Here is a 13,436-nt window from a genome sequence, read left to right on the forward strand (position 1 = left end):
ACCCGTGGATGCTCGGACGGCAAGTGCTTGCCTGGTGAGGTCTACATCCTCGCAGCTGCGGGGTCTGGTATCGAAGAGGCGCTAAGCGACTGGTTCCCAGATGCGACGGTGAAGCGTTGGTATCCTGCCAACCGTCCTACCATGACCGGCATGGTCGCCGAGGCTGCCGCCTACATCGACCAGCGCCTGGAAGAGGACCCGACTGGCCCATCCTATTTCGGGACGTCATGTCCCACATCGGCTGTAGCGACAGGAGCAACTTCAACAGGACCATCCGTGGTCATGACCTGTTCAGGCTCTGGCTGGCGGATCAGGGCTTGGTCGAAGTCAAGCTGCCGGGCATCCGGGGCAAGGCAAATGCGTTCCAAGTCGAGCTGCCACTCTTCGCCGCTGCTGGCGTCGAACTGCCCCAGGATGTTCAGGGGTCAAAAATCTGAGCGCCCAATCATAAGGCTGCGCATCGGCGTTTCCCCCCATGCCCCTGTCGCTTGCGGGGGAGCGCCAACAAGAACCGACCATCGCCAAGCTGGCGGGGACACTTCGGCTTCGGCTGCCCGCTGACCGTGGCAACCTGCAGCTGGCGTCAACGAGGCGAGCAAGGAGCAAGCCAAGCGCCAGTCCGAGGTCTTCTGCCCCTGGCGACCATCCGCACCGCTGCCGTAGAACAAGCCGTAGAACAGCACGCGCCTGTTGACGTGGACTCGCCGATACGGATACCCCTTGTTTTGCTGAGGCTACGAGCTGATGCGGTGCCTGTAACGGGAACACAACCACGGCATAGTGGGTCTCCTGGGCACCATTATCAAGCTCAAAAGCCCTCGGAAACTTTGGTTTCCGGGGCTTTTGCTTTTGGGGCAGGATTTCCCCCTGCAAAGGCGCCAAAACGCAGACATGAGCGTATCATTTGGCGCGCGCGTAAGGCTGCGTAGATCGCGCGGGTCAGGGTCTGGCCTGCCGTTGCCCCGCCCTTTGCAACAGCGCCGGCCCGCTGGCCCGGGCGCCCAGCCGGTCGTCGGGATTGCGCAGCGGGCAGTCCTCTTTCGACAGGCAGCCGCAGCCGATGCAGCCCTCCATTTTGTCGCGCAGCTCGGTCAGCCCGTCGATGCGCGCCTGAATGGCGTCTTTCCACCCGGCGACCATTTGGCTGACCTCGGCGGCGCTTGGCTGTTTTCCGGGCGGGATCGGCCGCAGCAGATCGGCGATTTCGGCCAGCGAAAACCCCAGATCCTGCGCGACCTTGATGATCGCGATCCGGCGCAGGATGTCGCGCGAATAGCGGCGCTGGTTGCCGTCGGTCCGTTCGGACCCGATCAGCCCCTTGGCCTCGTAGAAATGCAGGGTCGAGACGGGCACACCGCTGCGCCGGGCGACCTGACCGACCGACATGACCTTGGGCGGTTTTGTCACTTGCTGCATCTGCACAACCCGCTTGACCTCAACTATACTTGAGGTTCTATACGAGGTGTCGGCTTGCCGGTGCAAGCTCTTCGGCCACATGCGGCCGGGGTGGGTTCGGGGCCGACGCGCGCAGGTGAACGCGCGGCTCCGCTGGAACGGAGCAGACAGAGATATGACGCAAACCAACAAGATCGCCCTGGTCAGCGGTGCCAACCGCGGCATCGGAGAGGCCGTGGCTACGGGCCTCGCGCGCGAAGGCGTGCATGTGCTGATGGGCTGCCGCGACCTGGCCAAGGGCGAGGCTGCCGCCGCACCGCTGAAGGCCGAGGGGCTGCAGGTCACGCCGGTTCAGTTGGACGTGACCGATGCGGCCAGCGTCGCGGCCCTGGCTAACCAGATCGCGGACACCCACGGGCGGCTGGACATCCTGGTCAACAACGCGGGCGTTGGGCTGGATTTCGTTCCCGACCTCTCGCCGGTCGAAAAGGTGGAACAGACGCTTGCCATCAACGTCGTCGGCGGCCTGCGCCTGACCGAGGCGATGGTGCCGCTCTTGGCGGTCAGCGCGCATCCGCGCATCGTGAATGTCTCGTCCGAGCTGGCGTCTTTCGGGCTGCGCCATGACCCGGACTGGGAACACCATGACAAGATCCTGCCGACCTACGCGGCGTCCAAGGCCGCGGTGAACGCGCTGACGGTCAGCCAGGCGGCCGCGCTGGCCGACAAGGGGATCAAGGTCAACGCGATCTGTCCGGGCTATACGGCCACGGCGGCGACCAATTTCATGCCGGACCGGACGCCGGAACAGGCGGCGGTGATCGTGCTGCGCATGGCGCTGCTGGATGATGAGGGGCCGACCGGGGGCTTTTTCAACGATCAGGGCGAATTGCCCTGGTGAACCGGGCGATCCAAGCGCACGGAATGGGCCGATCTGGCCCATTCCGACCTTTCGCGCCTATTCGGCGCGTTCGATCCTGACGGACAGATCGCCGTTGCGGGTCAAGGGGTCTATGGCCCCGTCGAATTCCCCCAACCGCACCAGCCCGCGCGAGGACTGGAAGGGTTTCAGGAAGATCGCCAGATTGCCCCAGGGCGCGTAAAGCGTGATGTCGCCGGTCCGGGGCTTGTAACTGATTGGCGCGCCGGAGGTGTCCAGCGCACGCGGCAAATCGGCGACCTTCTCGATGCCGTGGTAATCCGACAGGGTCAGCTCCAGCGGCAGCATCGCCGCGAAATCGCGCCCCGCGGCGGTGTCGTCCAGCGTGGCGGGCAGGCTCTCGCCGCCGACGATCACTCTGATCTGCGTCATGGTGTGGTCCTCCGGGTCGTTCGCGGATGCCGCCGTGGCCAGCCCGGCGCTTAGCAGTGCCACCGCCGACAGCCGGTGAAAGATCGGGCGCAAGGGCATGCTGGTTCCTCCGTCCGGTGTCGTTTCAGGGCGCCGCGGCGCATTGCTGTGTGTCGCGCCCATCCTGCGCCACGCCGGGGCCGATGATAATCGCGCCGATCCGCAACCCATTCATGACCCGCCATCATGAATGATCCGGGCGTTTTTCAACGTTCCCCGAATAATCCTTAGTATCCATGAGCCAGGGTCATGTATGATCTTGGGTACCTTCCAGACTAACCGTCAAATCAAGGCGTCCCACATGCTGCGTGAAAACATCAACGACCTGATCGCGCTGGCCGCCGTCGCCGAAGAGCGCAGCTTTACCAAGGCGGCTGCGCGGCTGAACGTGTCGCAATCGGCGCTGAGCCATACGATCAAGGGGCTGGAAAGCCGCCTGGGCCTGCGCCTGCTGACACGCACCACGCGGTCGGTTGCGCCCACGCTGGCGGCAGAGGATCTGCTTGCCACCCTCAACCCCTGTTTCGAAAAGATCGAGGCGCGGCTGAGGGCGCTGAACGATTCCCGCGACCAGCCCACCGGCACGGTGCGGATCGCCGCTGTGGAATACGCCATCGAGTCGCTGCTGTGGCCCAAGCTTTCGCCGGTGTTAAAGCAACACCCTGCAGTGAATGTCGAGTTCGTGATGGATTACGGCTATACCGATCTGGCCCAGTCGCAATGCGATGCGGGCGTGCGCTATGGCGATCAGGTCAGCGAGGGCATGATCGCCATGCGGATCGGCCCGGATGAGCGGATGATCTGCGTCGGCGCGCCGGACTATTTCCAGGCCGCGGGCATGCCCGAGACCCCGCAGGATCTGTCGGATCACCGCTGCATCAACCTGCGCCTGTCCACCCATGGGGCGCTATACGCGTGGGAGTTCGAGGATCCGCAGGGAAACGAGATCCGCGTCAAGGTGCGCGGGCAGGTCTGTTTCAACACGGTCAACCCGGTGATGCGCGCCGCGGTCGACGGCCACGGTCTGGCGTTGATCCCCGAACGGCTGGCCGCCGACCACCTGGCCTCGGGCGCACTTGCGACCTGCCTTGACGCCTATTGCCCCTCTTTCCCCGGTTTCTACCTCTATTATCCCAGCCGCCAGCGGCCCTCTTCGGCCTTTGAGGTGGTGCTGGAGGCCCTGCGCGAACGCGGCTGAGAGATTGATGAATCCGGGTCATGAGTGGCGTGACCCGCGCGGGCATTAAGATCGGGCGGTGCGCGGCACATCTATCGGATGAACGTCGTAAACCGACAGGAGCCCCCGATGAAGACCCAGATCGCCGCCGCCTCGCTTGCCTTTCTGTCCAGTGCCGCCGCCGCGCAAGAGCCTGCCCGCACCCAGCCTGCGGCCGTGGGGCAGGTTGCCCCCGCGCTGGCGGCCTATGCCGAGAGCGCCCTGTTCGGTGGGGAATGGACGGGCGAGGCGCTGTCGATGCGCGATCGGGCGCTGGTGACCTTCGCCGCGCTGCTGACCCGGCATGAAACCGGCGCCCTCGGCCCCCATATTGCACTGGCACTGGACGCCGGCGTGACCCCGGCCGAGATTTCCGAAATGATCACGCACCTGGCCTTTTACACCGGCTGGGGCAATGCCACCGCCGCCGCCGAGGCCGCAGCACCCGTATTCGAGGCGCGCGGGATCGCACCCGACGACCTGCCCGGCGCCAAGCCGGACCTGCTGCCGCTGAACGAAGAGGCCGAGGCCGCCAGCGAAAACTTCGTCAAGGGCACCTATGGCGATTTCAGCATGGGCGTGGTCGACAACACGCGCGAGCTCCTGTTCCGCGACCTCTGGCTGCGCCCGGATCTGGCGCCGCGCGACCGCAGCCTGGTGACCGTGGCTGCCCTGATCGCGGCAGGCCAGCCCGAGCAGATGACCTTTCACCTGAACCGCGCGATGGACAACGGCCTGACGCAAGCAGAGGCCGGCGCGATGCTGTCGCATCTGGCGTTCTATGCCGGTTGGCCGCGCGTGTTCTCGGCCCTGCCGGTGGCCAAGGACGTGTTCGAAAGCCGCAGCGAGTAGGAGGGCGCGATGAAGATCGGCATTCTGGGATCGGGACTGATGGGCGGCACACTGGGCACGCTTTGGGCTGCCGCTGGCCATGACGTGACCTTTGCCTATTCGCGCAGCCCGGCCAAGCTGGACAGGCTGGCGCGCGATTGTGGCGGGGCCGCCGGGACCGTCGCCGAGGCGGTTGAAGGGGCCGATGCCCTGCTGCTGGCCGTGCACTGGTCGCGCGTGGGCGACGTTCTGGGCCAGGCGGGCGATCTGGCGGGGCAGGTGGTGCTGAACTGCTGCGTGCCGCTGGACGAGGACAACCGCGACCTTGTCGTCGGCACGACATCGTCAGGGGCCGAGGAACTGGCCCGGATGCGCCCCAAGGCCCGCTGGGTGTCCTGTTTCAATACCACGCCGTCCGAGAGCTTTGCCCCCGTCTTTGCGGCCAGGGGCCAGATCACCGCGCCCCATGTCTTCACCTATGGCGACGATGCGGGCGCCAAGCAGATTGCCGGGGGCCTGATCCGCGATATCGGATTCGAGCCGCTGGATGCCGGCGGCCTGCGCAACGGCCGCTATGTCGAACCCTTTGCCATGGCGACCGTGGAACTGGCCTATGTCCAGCCCGGCGGCCCGGCCCTGACCTACCGTTTCGAAAAGCTGCGCGGCTGAGCCCGCAAAGAAGGAGACCCACCCATGAGGATCACCCGTTCCGGCAGCAATGCCTCCATGCCCGGCCCCGAGGACTGGTTCACCGGCACCGTGCGCGTGGACCCGCTGTTCCAGGCCGAGGAGCCGGGCCGCACCGGCGGCAGCCATGTCACGTTTGAACCCGGTGCCCGCACCGCCTGGCATACCCATCCGGCGGGCCAGACCCTGATCGTCACCTTCGGCCGTGGCCGGGTGCAGCACGAGGGCGGGCCGGTCGAGGAAATCACCCAGGGCGATGTCGTGTGGTTCCCCGCCGGTGAAAAGCACTGGCACGGCGCCGCCCCCGACACGGCGATGAGCCACATCGCCATTCAGGAAAGCATCGACGGCAGCGCCGTCACCTGGATGGAGAAGGTGTCAGACGACGACTATGGCGGCTGACCGTCCGGTTTCAACTGGTCCGGCAGGGATGCTTGTTCGGCCGCGCGGGTACTCATGAACATTGCTCATGAGTGCTTGCCATTTCAGGCCGATTATCCCGCCCCTTCCCAGGATTAGATGCAATCCCAGACGGGCGCCGCGTCGCGCCCTAAGGAACACGGCTCTGCGGAGCCACAGGAAAAGGAGACCGACAATGACCCCGCAAGACACCCAGACCCTGCCGAACGGCGTTGCCATTCCCAAGCTGGCGCTTGGCACCTGGATGATCGACGACGACAAGGTGGCCGAGGCGGTGAAGGCCGCGGTCGAAATCGGCTATCGCCATATCGACACGGCGCAGGCCTATGGCAATGAACGCGGCGTGGGCGAAGGCGTGCGCAGCTGCGGCGTGCCGCGCGAAGAGCTGTTCGTGCAGACCAAGCTGGCCGCCGAGGTCAAGGATTACGAGGGCGCCAAGGCATCCATCGACGACTCGCTGAAAACGCTGGGCCTTGATTACATCGACCTGATGATCATCCACAGCCCGCAGCCCTGGGAAAACTGGGCCGGGGGCGACCGCTATTTCGAGGGTAACCTTGCAGCGTGGAAGGCGCTGGAAGAGGCGCTGGAGGCCGGCAAGATCCGCGCCATCGGTGTGTCGAACTTCCAGAAAGAGGACCTCGACAACCTGCTGGACAACGCCAAGGTCGCGCCGATGATCAATCAGGTGCTGGCCCATATCGGCAACACGCCCTTCGATCTGATCGACTATTCCAAGGCCAAGGGCCTGCTGGTCGAGGCCTATTCGCCCATCGCGCACGGCAAGATCCTGGACCATGCCGAGATCGGCGCGATGGCGGAAAAATACGGGGTCAGCATCCCGCAACTTTGCATCCGCTATATCCTGCAACTGGACCTGCTGGCCTTGCCCAAGACCGCGAACCCGGACCACATGAAGACCAACGCCGATGTCGATTTTGAGATTTCGGCCGAGGATATGGACGCGCTGAAGGCGATCACCGCCCAGGATTACGGCGATGCCAGCGTCTTCCCGGTCTATAGCGGCAAGGCGTAGGTCGGCCTGTTCGACACGCCGGGGCGCCCCAAGCAGGGCGCCCCGGCCCGTTTGAACCCGGGTATCCAGCCGTGCATCGCCCCAGGGCGCGGGTCAGGGCAGATTCACGCGCACCTCGACCCCGTCCGAAAGCCCTGGCGCGGGGGAGTGCAGCGTCAGTTTGGCATCGGCGCGGTCCGCGATGGTGCGCACGATGGCCAGCCCAAGGCCGCTGCCCTCGGCGGTGCCGTTCGACCGGGCGAAACGGTCCGTCAGTTGGGCCAGATCGTCGGGCGGAATGACCGGCGCATGGTTGATGACGCGCAGGATGCCGGTCGCATCCAGCACCACCCGGACCGGCGTTCCCGGCGCGCCGTGTTTCAACGCGTTCTCGATCAGGTTGCGGGCAAGGATGCCGAAAGCGTCTGGATCAAGGTCGCTTGGGACCGGGTGATCGGGCAGTGTCAGGTCGATCCGCGACTCTGCCCCCAGCCGCCCGAAATCGTCCGCGACCATCCGCAGGATCGGGCGCAGGTCGGTCGCGCTGTCGCGGCGCAGGCGCGCGCCCTCGGCACGGGCCAGTTGCATCAGCTTTTCCGACAGGTTGTTGAGCCGTTTCAAGGTCGACTCGATCTCTGTTGCCCGCGCGGCGGCGTTCGCATCGCCGGTTTCGACGCGCAGCCGCTGTGCCTGTGCGATGGCGCCCGCGACCGGCGTGCGCAGCTCGTGCGCGGCGTTGGCGGCAAAGCTGCGCTCTGCCTCGAAGGCGGCATTCAGGCGGGTCAAAAGGGCGTTGATGCTGCCGACCACCGGGGTCAATTCGCTGGGCAGGCCGCGATCGGGCAGCGGTGCAAGGTTGCGCGCCCCGCGGTCCCCCAGGTCGTCGCGCAGGTGTCGGACCGGCGCAAGGCTGCCCCGCACCACCAGAAAGATCGCCAACAAGATCAGCGGCACGACAGCCAGCAGCGGCAGGCTAAGCCGCATCGCCATCTGGCGCGCGACGGCGTCGCGATGCGACAGCGGTTCTGCAACGGCGATGATGGGGCCGCTGCGCCGGGCCCGGTCGATGAAAAAGCGGTAGTCCCCGGTCTGTGCGAAACCGTCGCCTGTATAGGGCGGGAAAATGGCCGGATCTGCGTCCTCGGAACTGAGGATCACCCGCCCGGACGGATCGAAGACGACATAGCTATAGGCATCCTCGGTCTCGGGCAGACGTTGGATACGCTCGAAACGGCCGTCGTCATCGTCGCTGTGCGCGTCATCTGTGAAACGATCCCGGTGGTCGTGCCCCCCGCGCAGGACCAGGGGCAGGATGCGGTGCGCGGTATCGGCAAGCCCGGCATCGAATACCGCGTGCATCTCTTGGCGCAGCCGTTCCGCCGTGATCGCCGCGGCGGCCAGCCACAACAGCAAGACCGCCCCCCCGAGCGCCAGCGCCAGGCGCAGTTGCAGGGATCGCGGTCCCCTCATGCCCGGCCCAGCCGATAGCCCAGACCGCGTTCGGTCTCGATAACCGCGCGGCCCAGTTTTTTGCGCAACCGGCTGACATGCACCTCTATCGTGTTGCTCTCGATGCTGTCGTCAAAACTATATAGCCGTTCCTCCAGTTGCGCCTTGGATAACAGCCGCCCGGGCGCCTGAACGAACGCCTCGAACAGGGCCCATTCCCGCGCGGTCAGGCCCACGGGCTTGCCCGCCCGCTGTACTGTGCGGGCGGACAGGTCGATATCCAGATCGCCCAGATGGACCAGCGGATTTGGGTTGCCCGCATAGCGCCGCGCGACCGATCCGATGCGCGCCGACAGTTCCGACAGGTCGAAGGGTTTGACCATGTAATCGTCGGCCCCGGCGTTCAGCCCCTCGATCCGGTCCGATACCTGGTCCAGCGCGGTCAGGATGATGACCGGCGTCGCGTCGCCGCGCGCGCGTATCGCCTTTAGGAACGGAATGCCGCGCCCGTCGGGCAGCATCAGGTCCAGCAGCACCAGGTCGAACGTGCCCACGGCCATGGTATCGGCCGCCATGTCCAGCCGCGTGGCCCAGTCGGCGGAATGGCCGTCGGCCCTTAGCTGGTCATGCACGGCCGCGCCCAGCACCGTGTCGTCCTCTATCAGCAGGATGCGCATGTTCTGTCCTTCTTGTCTGGGCATGGTACTGCGCCCGCTGCCTGACAGGAAGCTGAAGCAGTTTCCGCCGACGCGTCAGGCAGCGATCAGCCATGTGGGCGATTCCAGGGGCATCCGATGACCCAAGGAGAGTCACATGACCTATCCCATCAAGACCATCCTGACTGGCGCAGCGCTTGCTGTCGCCGTTTCCTCTACCGCCTATGCGCAACAGACCCAGGCGCCCGCTGCTGTCCCCACCGCCAGCGAACAGGCGCAGCCGCGGATCATGCCGCGCAAGCCTGCGGCAGCTGCCGGGCAGACCGTCCAGACCCGGCAATTCGGCGAACGCCACGCCCGCAGCGGCCATCACGATGACCGCGGCTGGTTCTTCTTCGGGCGCCATGGCGAGCGGGACCGTGGACACGACCGCGATTGCGACGACCGCAGCAGCGCCCGCAGCGGCCAGCAACCCGCAGCGCCCGGTTCGGTCGCGCCCCCGGCCAATGGTCTGTTCAACAATGGCGCCACGCCGAAGGTGCAGACGAACTGAGGCCGCCCCGCGGGCCGGTTCGCGGCCCGCCTTCCTTACCGCCCCCGGCATGGCGCTGGCCAAGGAGGTGACCTTTACCACGACACTCAACGCCTATGGCGGCGACGGGGCCTATCTGGCCTATTACGTCACCGACGCGAACGGGGGCCGCGCGCTGAACTCTCCCCAGCACGCGGCCCCTTGTGACCGTCAAACGGGCCAAGCCCTCTGCCGGGTCGAACCACCGGCGGAGGGCGCATTTGTCACTGATCCCGGGCAATCAGCACGCCGGCGATGTCCATCATCGACTTGCCCGACCCTTGCGCAATCGCGTTCAGCGACTGGTCGGGGGCCACGGTATAGCCCGCCGCGGTCAGTTTGGCGGTCAGTGCATCCGCCGTCATGCCAAGCGCCGGGGCGACCTCGGCCGGGGTGTGCTGCAACACTTGCTGGCTGAGCGCAAAGACCGGCGGGCGGCCACCACCAGCCCCGCCCATGGGCAGGAAGAAGATGGCCGAGGCCAGCACCGACACCACCGCAGACACCAGCAGCGGCTTGCCGGTCATGTATTTCGTCATCGGTTTCCAGTTGCGCCAGACATGCAGCACGAAGGGCAGGATCAGCACCATCGACAGCCATTCGTGGACGCCGTGAAAGGCCGAGGGTCCGACATGGAAGAACAGCGCAATGCCGGTGATGAGCGAAACCAGGAAGAAGGCGATCGTCGTGGGGGTTGCGTAACGCATCAGCGTCGTGGGCATGGGGATTTCCTTTGTTATGTGATGGCTCTGGGCCTGTCCGGTATCGGGTCGGGGCTGCGCACAAGTTTGCGACTCGCGCATGTCCGACCTTGGCTGTCGGCCTAAGCGCCGAGCCTGACGTGAAGCTGAACAGAGGCGCCGCCCCACGGCCTGGGCAAGGCGCGGGTATCGCAGGCCCCCCGCAGGGCGCGTGCGACCGACAAGGCGTAGGGCGGGATTGCGCCTCAGCGGTGTCCCGGCACCGCCAGCACCGCGAGCAGGCCGGCCGGGCCGGTCAGCGTGACAAGGGCAGCGGCGGGCAGGGTCTGGCGCAGGGGCGCGCGACGCGCGCGGGCCAGCCCGAACAGCGCGGCCAGCGACAGCGCGATGCCGATCAGACCCGCCCAGCCCGACCAGGCCAGGTGCCAGCGCAGGTAGGGGCCGGGGCCGTCCTGCAGCGACAGGGTCAGCGGAAACAGTGCGCGGGCGATGCGCGCGTGCGCCATGTCTGCCGTGCCGGGCACGTCGCGGGCGTATTCGGCCCGCGGCGCATAATCCGGGGTCATCGCCACACCGTGCACAACCTTGTCGTCGCCATAGACCGCCGTGGGCGCGACCGGGTTCAGCAACAGCTTGTAATTCATGCGGTCCGGATCGTAGCCGTCCGTCGGCAGTTCGATCAGCCCGTAGCCCGGCATCGTCAGCAGGAACAGCCGGGCATCCCCGGTCAGGACCAGCCCCAGAATTTCGCGCCGGGTGCTTTCGGTCACCTTGATGTGGTGGATGCCCAGATCGGCCGGGATCGGGGTGCGGACCGCATGGGGCGTGTCGCCCGTGCGCGTCAGGTGGAACACCGCGCCGGTGGCATCGACCAGGAACACGCCCGCATCCCAGGGCTTCAGGATCGTCTGCTTGCCCGCCACCAGCCGCGCCGGAAAGGCAAAGCCCGCCCCGGCCAGCGCCGCGTTGAACCGATCGGTCAGGTCGGGGTCTGGGCGGTTCACATCGACATTCAGAACCTCAAGCCCGCTGTCGCGCGGCACGAACACATCCTCGGGAAAACTCAGCCTCGCGCGCCCCGGATCGCTGTCGATCAGCGCATAGACCGGGATTTCGGGGCGGTTGCCTGGCAGTTCGCGCGCCTTCAACTCGACCACCTGACGGGCATCGCGGATCGTGTCACGCCCGTAGCTTTGCCCATCGATCCGGATCGGCAGCAGCCCCCAGATGTCCATGTTCTTGTAATAGATGAACGGCAGCAGCTTTTCGAAGGCGGGCCTGTCATAGGTTGCGCCGCTTTCGCTGGCATAGACAAAGTCGTGATTGCCGTGATGTTCGCGATAGATGAATTCTTGCGACACGGGGCTGTAGAACAGGTAGGTCGGCGCGACCCGTGGCGCAAAGGCCATGTCGTAAAGTCGCGGCAGCGCGATCAGCGCCAGCGCCGTGACCAGCAATGCCTGTGCGAACCAGGTTACGAACCGCATCATCCCGTTCCCCCGTCGCGAAACCGTGCCGCCGCGCGCAGCGTGGCAGGCACCATCAGCCCGACCAGCACCGCCAGCCCCCAGATCGCGCCGTCATAGGCGTTATAGGCCGCCGACAGGTGGCACAGCGCCACAACGCCACCCGCCACGGCCAGGTTCACGGCCTGGGTGCGCCGGTCAGGTTCCAGCAGCACCAGCGCGGCCCCCAGATAGGCCGCGATGCCCGCCAGCATCCAGGGCGCAGCGGTCGCCAGCGCCGAGGCCACGAAGGGGCCGGGAAAGAACGCGCCGACCGTGCCCGCCAGAATGCCCAGGTCAAACGCCAGCACGACCGCCAGCAGCCCCAGCCCGAGTCCCAGATGGGCCAGGATCAGCGCGCCCAGCCCCATCGGCAGGTGCATCGCGATCCGCAGTCGACCGCGCAGCACCTCGGGCAGGAATTGCGCGGCGCCCAGCACCGCGCCGGTGGCCAGCGGCACATAGCGCAGGTCGTCATAGAACAGCCGCCCGATCCGGTTGGCCTGGTAATAGATCATCTCGGCATGCTCGATGCGGAACTGGTGGCGCATCGACAGGTAGAACCAAGCGCCAAAGGCCAGATGACCCAGCCCGATCAGCCCCAGCCAATGGCGCAGCTTGATCCATTCCTTCATCGCCAGGGCGCGCATCAGTATTTCCCCGTATAGCCGACAAAGGCGTCTTCCAGGCTCATCTGCCGTTCGCGGATCCCCGCCGGGTCGATGCCCGCTGTCCGCAGCGCGGCGCGCATCTCTTCGGGTCCGGCGAAGGCAAAGACCGACAGGCTGCCATCGGCCTCGCGCTCCAGCCCGTGCAGGGGCGCGGCGGGGGTGGGCAGGTTCGCGGGGGCAGCACCCGCGGGCAGATGATAGTGGCGGAACCGGCCCATGAAATCCGACAGCGAGGTCTGCAACACATCCCCGCCCCGGCGCAGAAAGATCACATCGTCCACCAGCCGCTCCATGTCCTGCACCACATGGCTGGTGACCAGCACGGTCTTGTTGCCCGCCCGGGCGTAGTGGACCAGATAATCCAGAAACAGCCGCCGGTATCCCGCGTCCAGCCCCATCGTGTAGTCGTCCAGGATCAACAGATCCGGGTCTTGTGCCATCACCGCGCCCAGCACGACCTGGCTGCGCTGGCCCTCGGACATGTGGCGGATGCGATGGGTGGGGGGCAGGTTCAGCCGCTCGACCAGATCCCAGAACACGTCGCGCCGCCAGCGCGGATACCAGCGGGCAAAGAAACGCTCGGTCTCGGCGATCGACAGGAAGTCGTAGGCAAGGTGCCCCTCGAAGACCAGCCCGACCCGGCGCTTGGTTTCTGCCCGCAGGGCGTGGGAATCGTCGCCCAGCACCCGGCACGTGCCCGCGGTGGGCGTCAGGAACCCCATCAGGATACGGATCAGCGTAGTTTTGCCGACGCCGTTCTTGCCCAGCAGGCCCAGGATGCGGCCCTCGGGCACCGTAAAGGACAGGCCGTCATGGATCGTGCGCGGTCCATACCGGTGCACCAGCCCCTGAACCGCGATGGCGGGGGCGCTCATCGTGCCATTCCCTGCAAACCCGGCCCGGATTTGCCGCAGATGCCGTATCCCATCCCGTTTCCCCGTCATGCGCGCGGGGCCGGTTATCGGCCC

Annotated in this window: 16 protein-coding genes and 1 pseudogene; 9 read left to right on the forward strand and 8 right to left on the reverse strand. The window is 66.3% G+C overall.

Annotated features, from left to right (window positions below; translation table 11 throughout):
* Positions 1-227: 227 nt before the first annotated feature.
* Positions 228-437 (forward strand): hypothetical protein, encoded by a 210-nt coding sequence (locus EV656_RS10950; RefSeq protein ID WP_132603717.1) that lies wholly within the window; start codon positions 228-230, stop codon positions 435-437.
* 502 nt (positions 438-939) lie between these two features.
* Here the strand turns inward: EV656_RS10950 and soxR are convergent.
* On the reverse strand, positions 940-1,416 hold the full coding sequence (gene soxR / locus EV656_RS10955) for a redox-sensitive transcriptional activator SoxR (protein ID WP_132603720.1): 477 nt from the start codon (positions 1,414-1,416) through the stop codon (positions 940-942).
* A gap of 154 nt (positions 1,417-1,570) precedes the next feature.
* Between soxR and EV656_RS10960 the strand changes: the two genes are divergently transcribed.
* On the forward strand, positions 1,571-2,296 hold the full coding sequence (locus EV656_RS10960) for an SDR family oxidoreductase (RefSeq protein WP_132603723.1): 726 nt from the start codon (positions 1,571-1,573) through the stop codon (positions 2,294-2,296).
* 57 nt (positions 2,297-2,353) lie between these two features.
* Here EV656_RS10960 and EV656_RS10965 read toward each other — a convergent pair whose 3' ends face one another.
* On the reverse strand, positions 2,354-2,806 hold the full coding sequence (locus EV656_RS10965) for a cyclophilin-like fold protein (RefSeq protein WP_242469133.1): 453 nt from the start codon (positions 2,804-2,806) through the stop codon (positions 2,354-2,356).
* A 241-nt stretch (positions 2,807-3,047) separates the two neighbouring features.
* On the opposite strand from EV656_RS10965, the gene EV656_RS10970 reads away from it, so the two are divergent.
* The 5 genes from EV656_RS10970 to EV656_RS10990 all read left to right on the forward strand — a co-directional run bounded on the left by EV656_RS10970 (position 3,048) and on the right by EV656_RS10990 (position 6,936).
* Positions 3,048-3,944: a LysR family transcriptional regulator gene (locus EV656_RS10970; RefSeq protein WP_132603726.1), complete on the forward strand. Its 897-nt coding sequence runs from the start codon at positions 3,048-3,050 to the stop codon at positions 3,942-3,944.
* 108 nt (positions 3,945-4,052) lie between these two features.
* A complete protein-coding gene (locus EV656_RS10975; RefSeq protein WP_132603729.1) occupies positions 4,053-4,814 on the forward strand; it encodes a carboxymuconolactone decarboxylase family protein in 762 nt (253 codons plus the stop codon).
* Between the two features lie 9 nt (positions 4,815-4,823).
* On the forward strand, positions 4,824-5,462 hold the full coding sequence (locus EV656_RS10980) for an NADPH-dependent F420 reductase (protein WP_132603731.1): 639 nt from the start codon (positions 4,824-4,826) through the stop codon (positions 5,460-5,462).
* Positions 5,463-5,486: 24 nt separating this feature from the next.
* Positions 5,487-5,882, forward strand: a complete 396-nt coding sequence (locus EV656_RS10985; RefSeq protein ID WP_132603734.1) for a (R)-mandelonitrile lyase — start codon at positions 5,487-5,489, stop codon at positions 5,880-5,882.
* 193 nt (positions 5,883-6,075) lie between these two features.
* The gene (locus tag EV656_RS10990; RefSeq protein ID WP_132603737.1) at positions 6,076-6,936 is read left to right on the forward strand and encodes an aldo/keto reductase; all 861 of its coding nucleotides are present in this window, start codon (positions 6,076-6,078) and stop codon (positions 6,934-6,936) included.
* Between the two features lie 93 nt (positions 6,937-7,029).
* Here EV656_RS10990 and EV656_RS10995 read toward each other — a convergent pair whose 3' ends face one another.
* Together EV656_RS10995 and EV656_RS11000 are read right to left on the reverse strand one after the other, a co-directional pair.
* Positions 7,030-8,385: a sensor histidine kinase gene (locus tag EV656_RS10995; RefSeq protein ID WP_132603740.1), complete on the reverse strand. Its 1,356-nt coding sequence runs from the start codon at positions 8,383-8,385 to the stop codon at positions 7,030-7,032.
* Positions 8,382-9,041, reverse strand: a complete 660-nt coding sequence (locus EV656_RS11000) for a response regulator transcription factor (RefSeq protein WP_132603743.1) — start codon at positions 9,039-9,041, stop codon at positions 8,382-8,384. The genes EV656_RS10995 and EV656_RS11000 overlap by 4 nt, the downstream gene beginning before the upstream one ends.
* Before the next feature lie 136 nt (positions 9,042-9,177).
* Here EV656_RS11000 and EV656_RS11005 point away from each other — a divergent pair, with 136 nt between their 5' ends.
* Both EV656_RS11005 and EV656_RS16805 read left to right on the forward strand, forming a co-directional pair.
* Positions 9,178-9,573 carry a hypothetical protein gene (locus tag EV656_RS11005; protein ID WP_132603746.1) on the forward strand — a complete coding sequence of 132 codons (396 nt, stop codon included), beginning with the start codon at positions 9,178-9,180 and terminating at the stop codon, positions 9,571-9,573.
* 49 nt (positions 9,574-9,622) lie between these two features.
* Positions 9,623-9,721 (forward strand): annotated as a pseudogene (locus EV656_RS16805) (DUF2271 domain-containing protein); the annotation flags it as partial.
* 94 nt (positions 9,722-9,815) lie between these two features.
* On the opposite strand, the gene EV656_RS11015 reads toward EV656_RS16805, so the two are convergent.
* From EV656_RS11015 to EV656_RS11030, 4 genes are all read right to left on the reverse strand, one after another.
* Positions 9,816-10,313 carry a DUF4405 domain-containing protein gene (locus EV656_RS11015; protein WP_132603749.1) on the reverse strand — a complete coding sequence of 166 codons (498 nt, stop codon included), beginning with the start codon at positions 10,311-10,313 and terminating at the stop codon, positions 9,816-9,818.
* Positions 10,314-10,537: 224 nt separating this feature from the next.
* Positions 10,538-11,782 (reverse strand): DUF4857 domain-containing protein, encoded by a 1,245-nt coding sequence (locus tag EV656_RS11020; RefSeq protein WP_132603752.1) that lies wholly within the window; start codon positions 11,780-11,782, stop codon positions 10,538-10,540.
* Positions 11,779-12,447, reverse strand: coding sequence for a hypothetical protein (locus EV656_RS11025; RefSeq protein WP_132603755.1), 669 nt, complete (start codon positions 12,445-12,447; stop codon positions 11,779-11,781). The genes EV656_RS11020 and EV656_RS11025 overlap by 4 nt, the downstream gene beginning before the upstream one ends.
* Complete coding sequence (locus EV656_RS11030) at positions 12,447-13,343, reverse strand: ABC transporter ATP-binding protein (RefSeq protein WP_132603758.1); 897 nt, start codon at positions 13,341-13,343, stop codon at positions 12,447-12,449. The genes EV656_RS11025 and EV656_RS11030 overlap by 1 nt, the downstream gene beginning before the upstream one ends.
* Between the last annotated feature and the right edge of the window lie 93 nt (positions 13,344-13,436).

The organism is Rhodovulum adriaticum (genome assembly GCF_004345735.1).
Lineage (GTDB): Bacteria > Pseudomonadota > Alphaproteobacteria > Rhodobacterales > Rhodobacteraceae > Rhodovulum > Rhodovulum adriaticum.

Coding starts and splice junctions, on each gene's coding strand:
- EV656_RS10950 (WP_132603717.1), top strand. CDS start 228: ATGTCCCACATCGGCTGTAGCGACAGGAGCAACTTCAACAGGACCATC.
- soxR (WP_132603720.1), bottom strand. CDS start 1,416: ATGCAGCAAGTGACAAAACCGCCCAAGGTCATGTCGGTCGGTCAGGTC.
- EV656_RS10960 (WP_132603723.1), top strand. CDS start 1,571: ATGACGCAAACCAACAAGATCGCCCTGGTCAGCGGTGCCAACCGCGGC.
- EV656_RS10965 (WP_242469133.1), bottom strand. CDS start 2,806: ATGCCCTTGCGCCCGATCTTTCACCGGCTGTCGGCGGTGGCACTGCTA.
- EV656_RS10970 (WP_132603726.1), top strand. CDS start 3,048: ATGCTGCGTGAAAACATCAACGACCTGATCGCGCTGGCCGCCGTCGCC.
- EV656_RS10975 (WP_132603729.1), top strand. CDS start 4,053: ATGAAGACCCAGATCGCCGCCGCCTCGCTTGCCTTTCTGTCCAGTGCC.
- EV656_RS10980 (WP_132603731.1), top strand. CDS start 4,824: ATGAAGATCGGCATTCTGGGATCGGGACTGATGGGCGGCACACTGGGC.
- EV656_RS10985 (WP_132603734.1), top strand. CDS start 5,487: ATGAGGATCACCCGTTCCGGCAGCAATGCCTCCATGCCCGGCCCCGAG.
- EV656_RS10990 (WP_132603737.1), top strand. CDS start 6,076: ATGACCCCGCAAGACACCCAGACCCTGCCGAACGGCGTTGCCATTCCC.
- EV656_RS10995 (WP_132603740.1), bottom strand. CDS start 8,385: ATGAGGGGACCGCGATCCCTGCAACTGCGCCTGGCGCTGGCGCTCGGG.
- EV656_RS11000 (WP_132603743.1), bottom strand. CDS start 9,041: ATGCGCATCCTGCTGATAGAGGACGACACGGTGCTGGGCGCGGCCGTG.
- EV656_RS11005 (WP_132603746.1), top strand. CDS start 9,178: ATGACCTATCCCATCAAGACCATCCTGACTGGCGCAGCGCTTGCTGTC.
- EV656_RS11015 (WP_132603749.1), bottom strand. CDS start 10,313: ATGCCCACGACGCTGATGCGTTACGCAACCCCCACGACGATCGCCTTC.
- EV656_RS11020 (WP_132603752.1), bottom strand. CDS start 11,782: ATGATGCGGTTCGTAACCTGGTTCGCACAGGCATTGCTGGTCACGGCG.
- EV656_RS11025 (WP_132603755.1), bottom strand. CDS start 12,447: ATGCGCGCCCTGGCGATGAAGGAATGGATCAAGCTGCGCCATTGGCTG.
- EV656_RS11030 (WP_132603758.1), bottom strand. CDS start 13,343: ATGAGCGCCCCCGCCATCGCGGTTCAGGGGCTGGTGCACCGGTATGGA.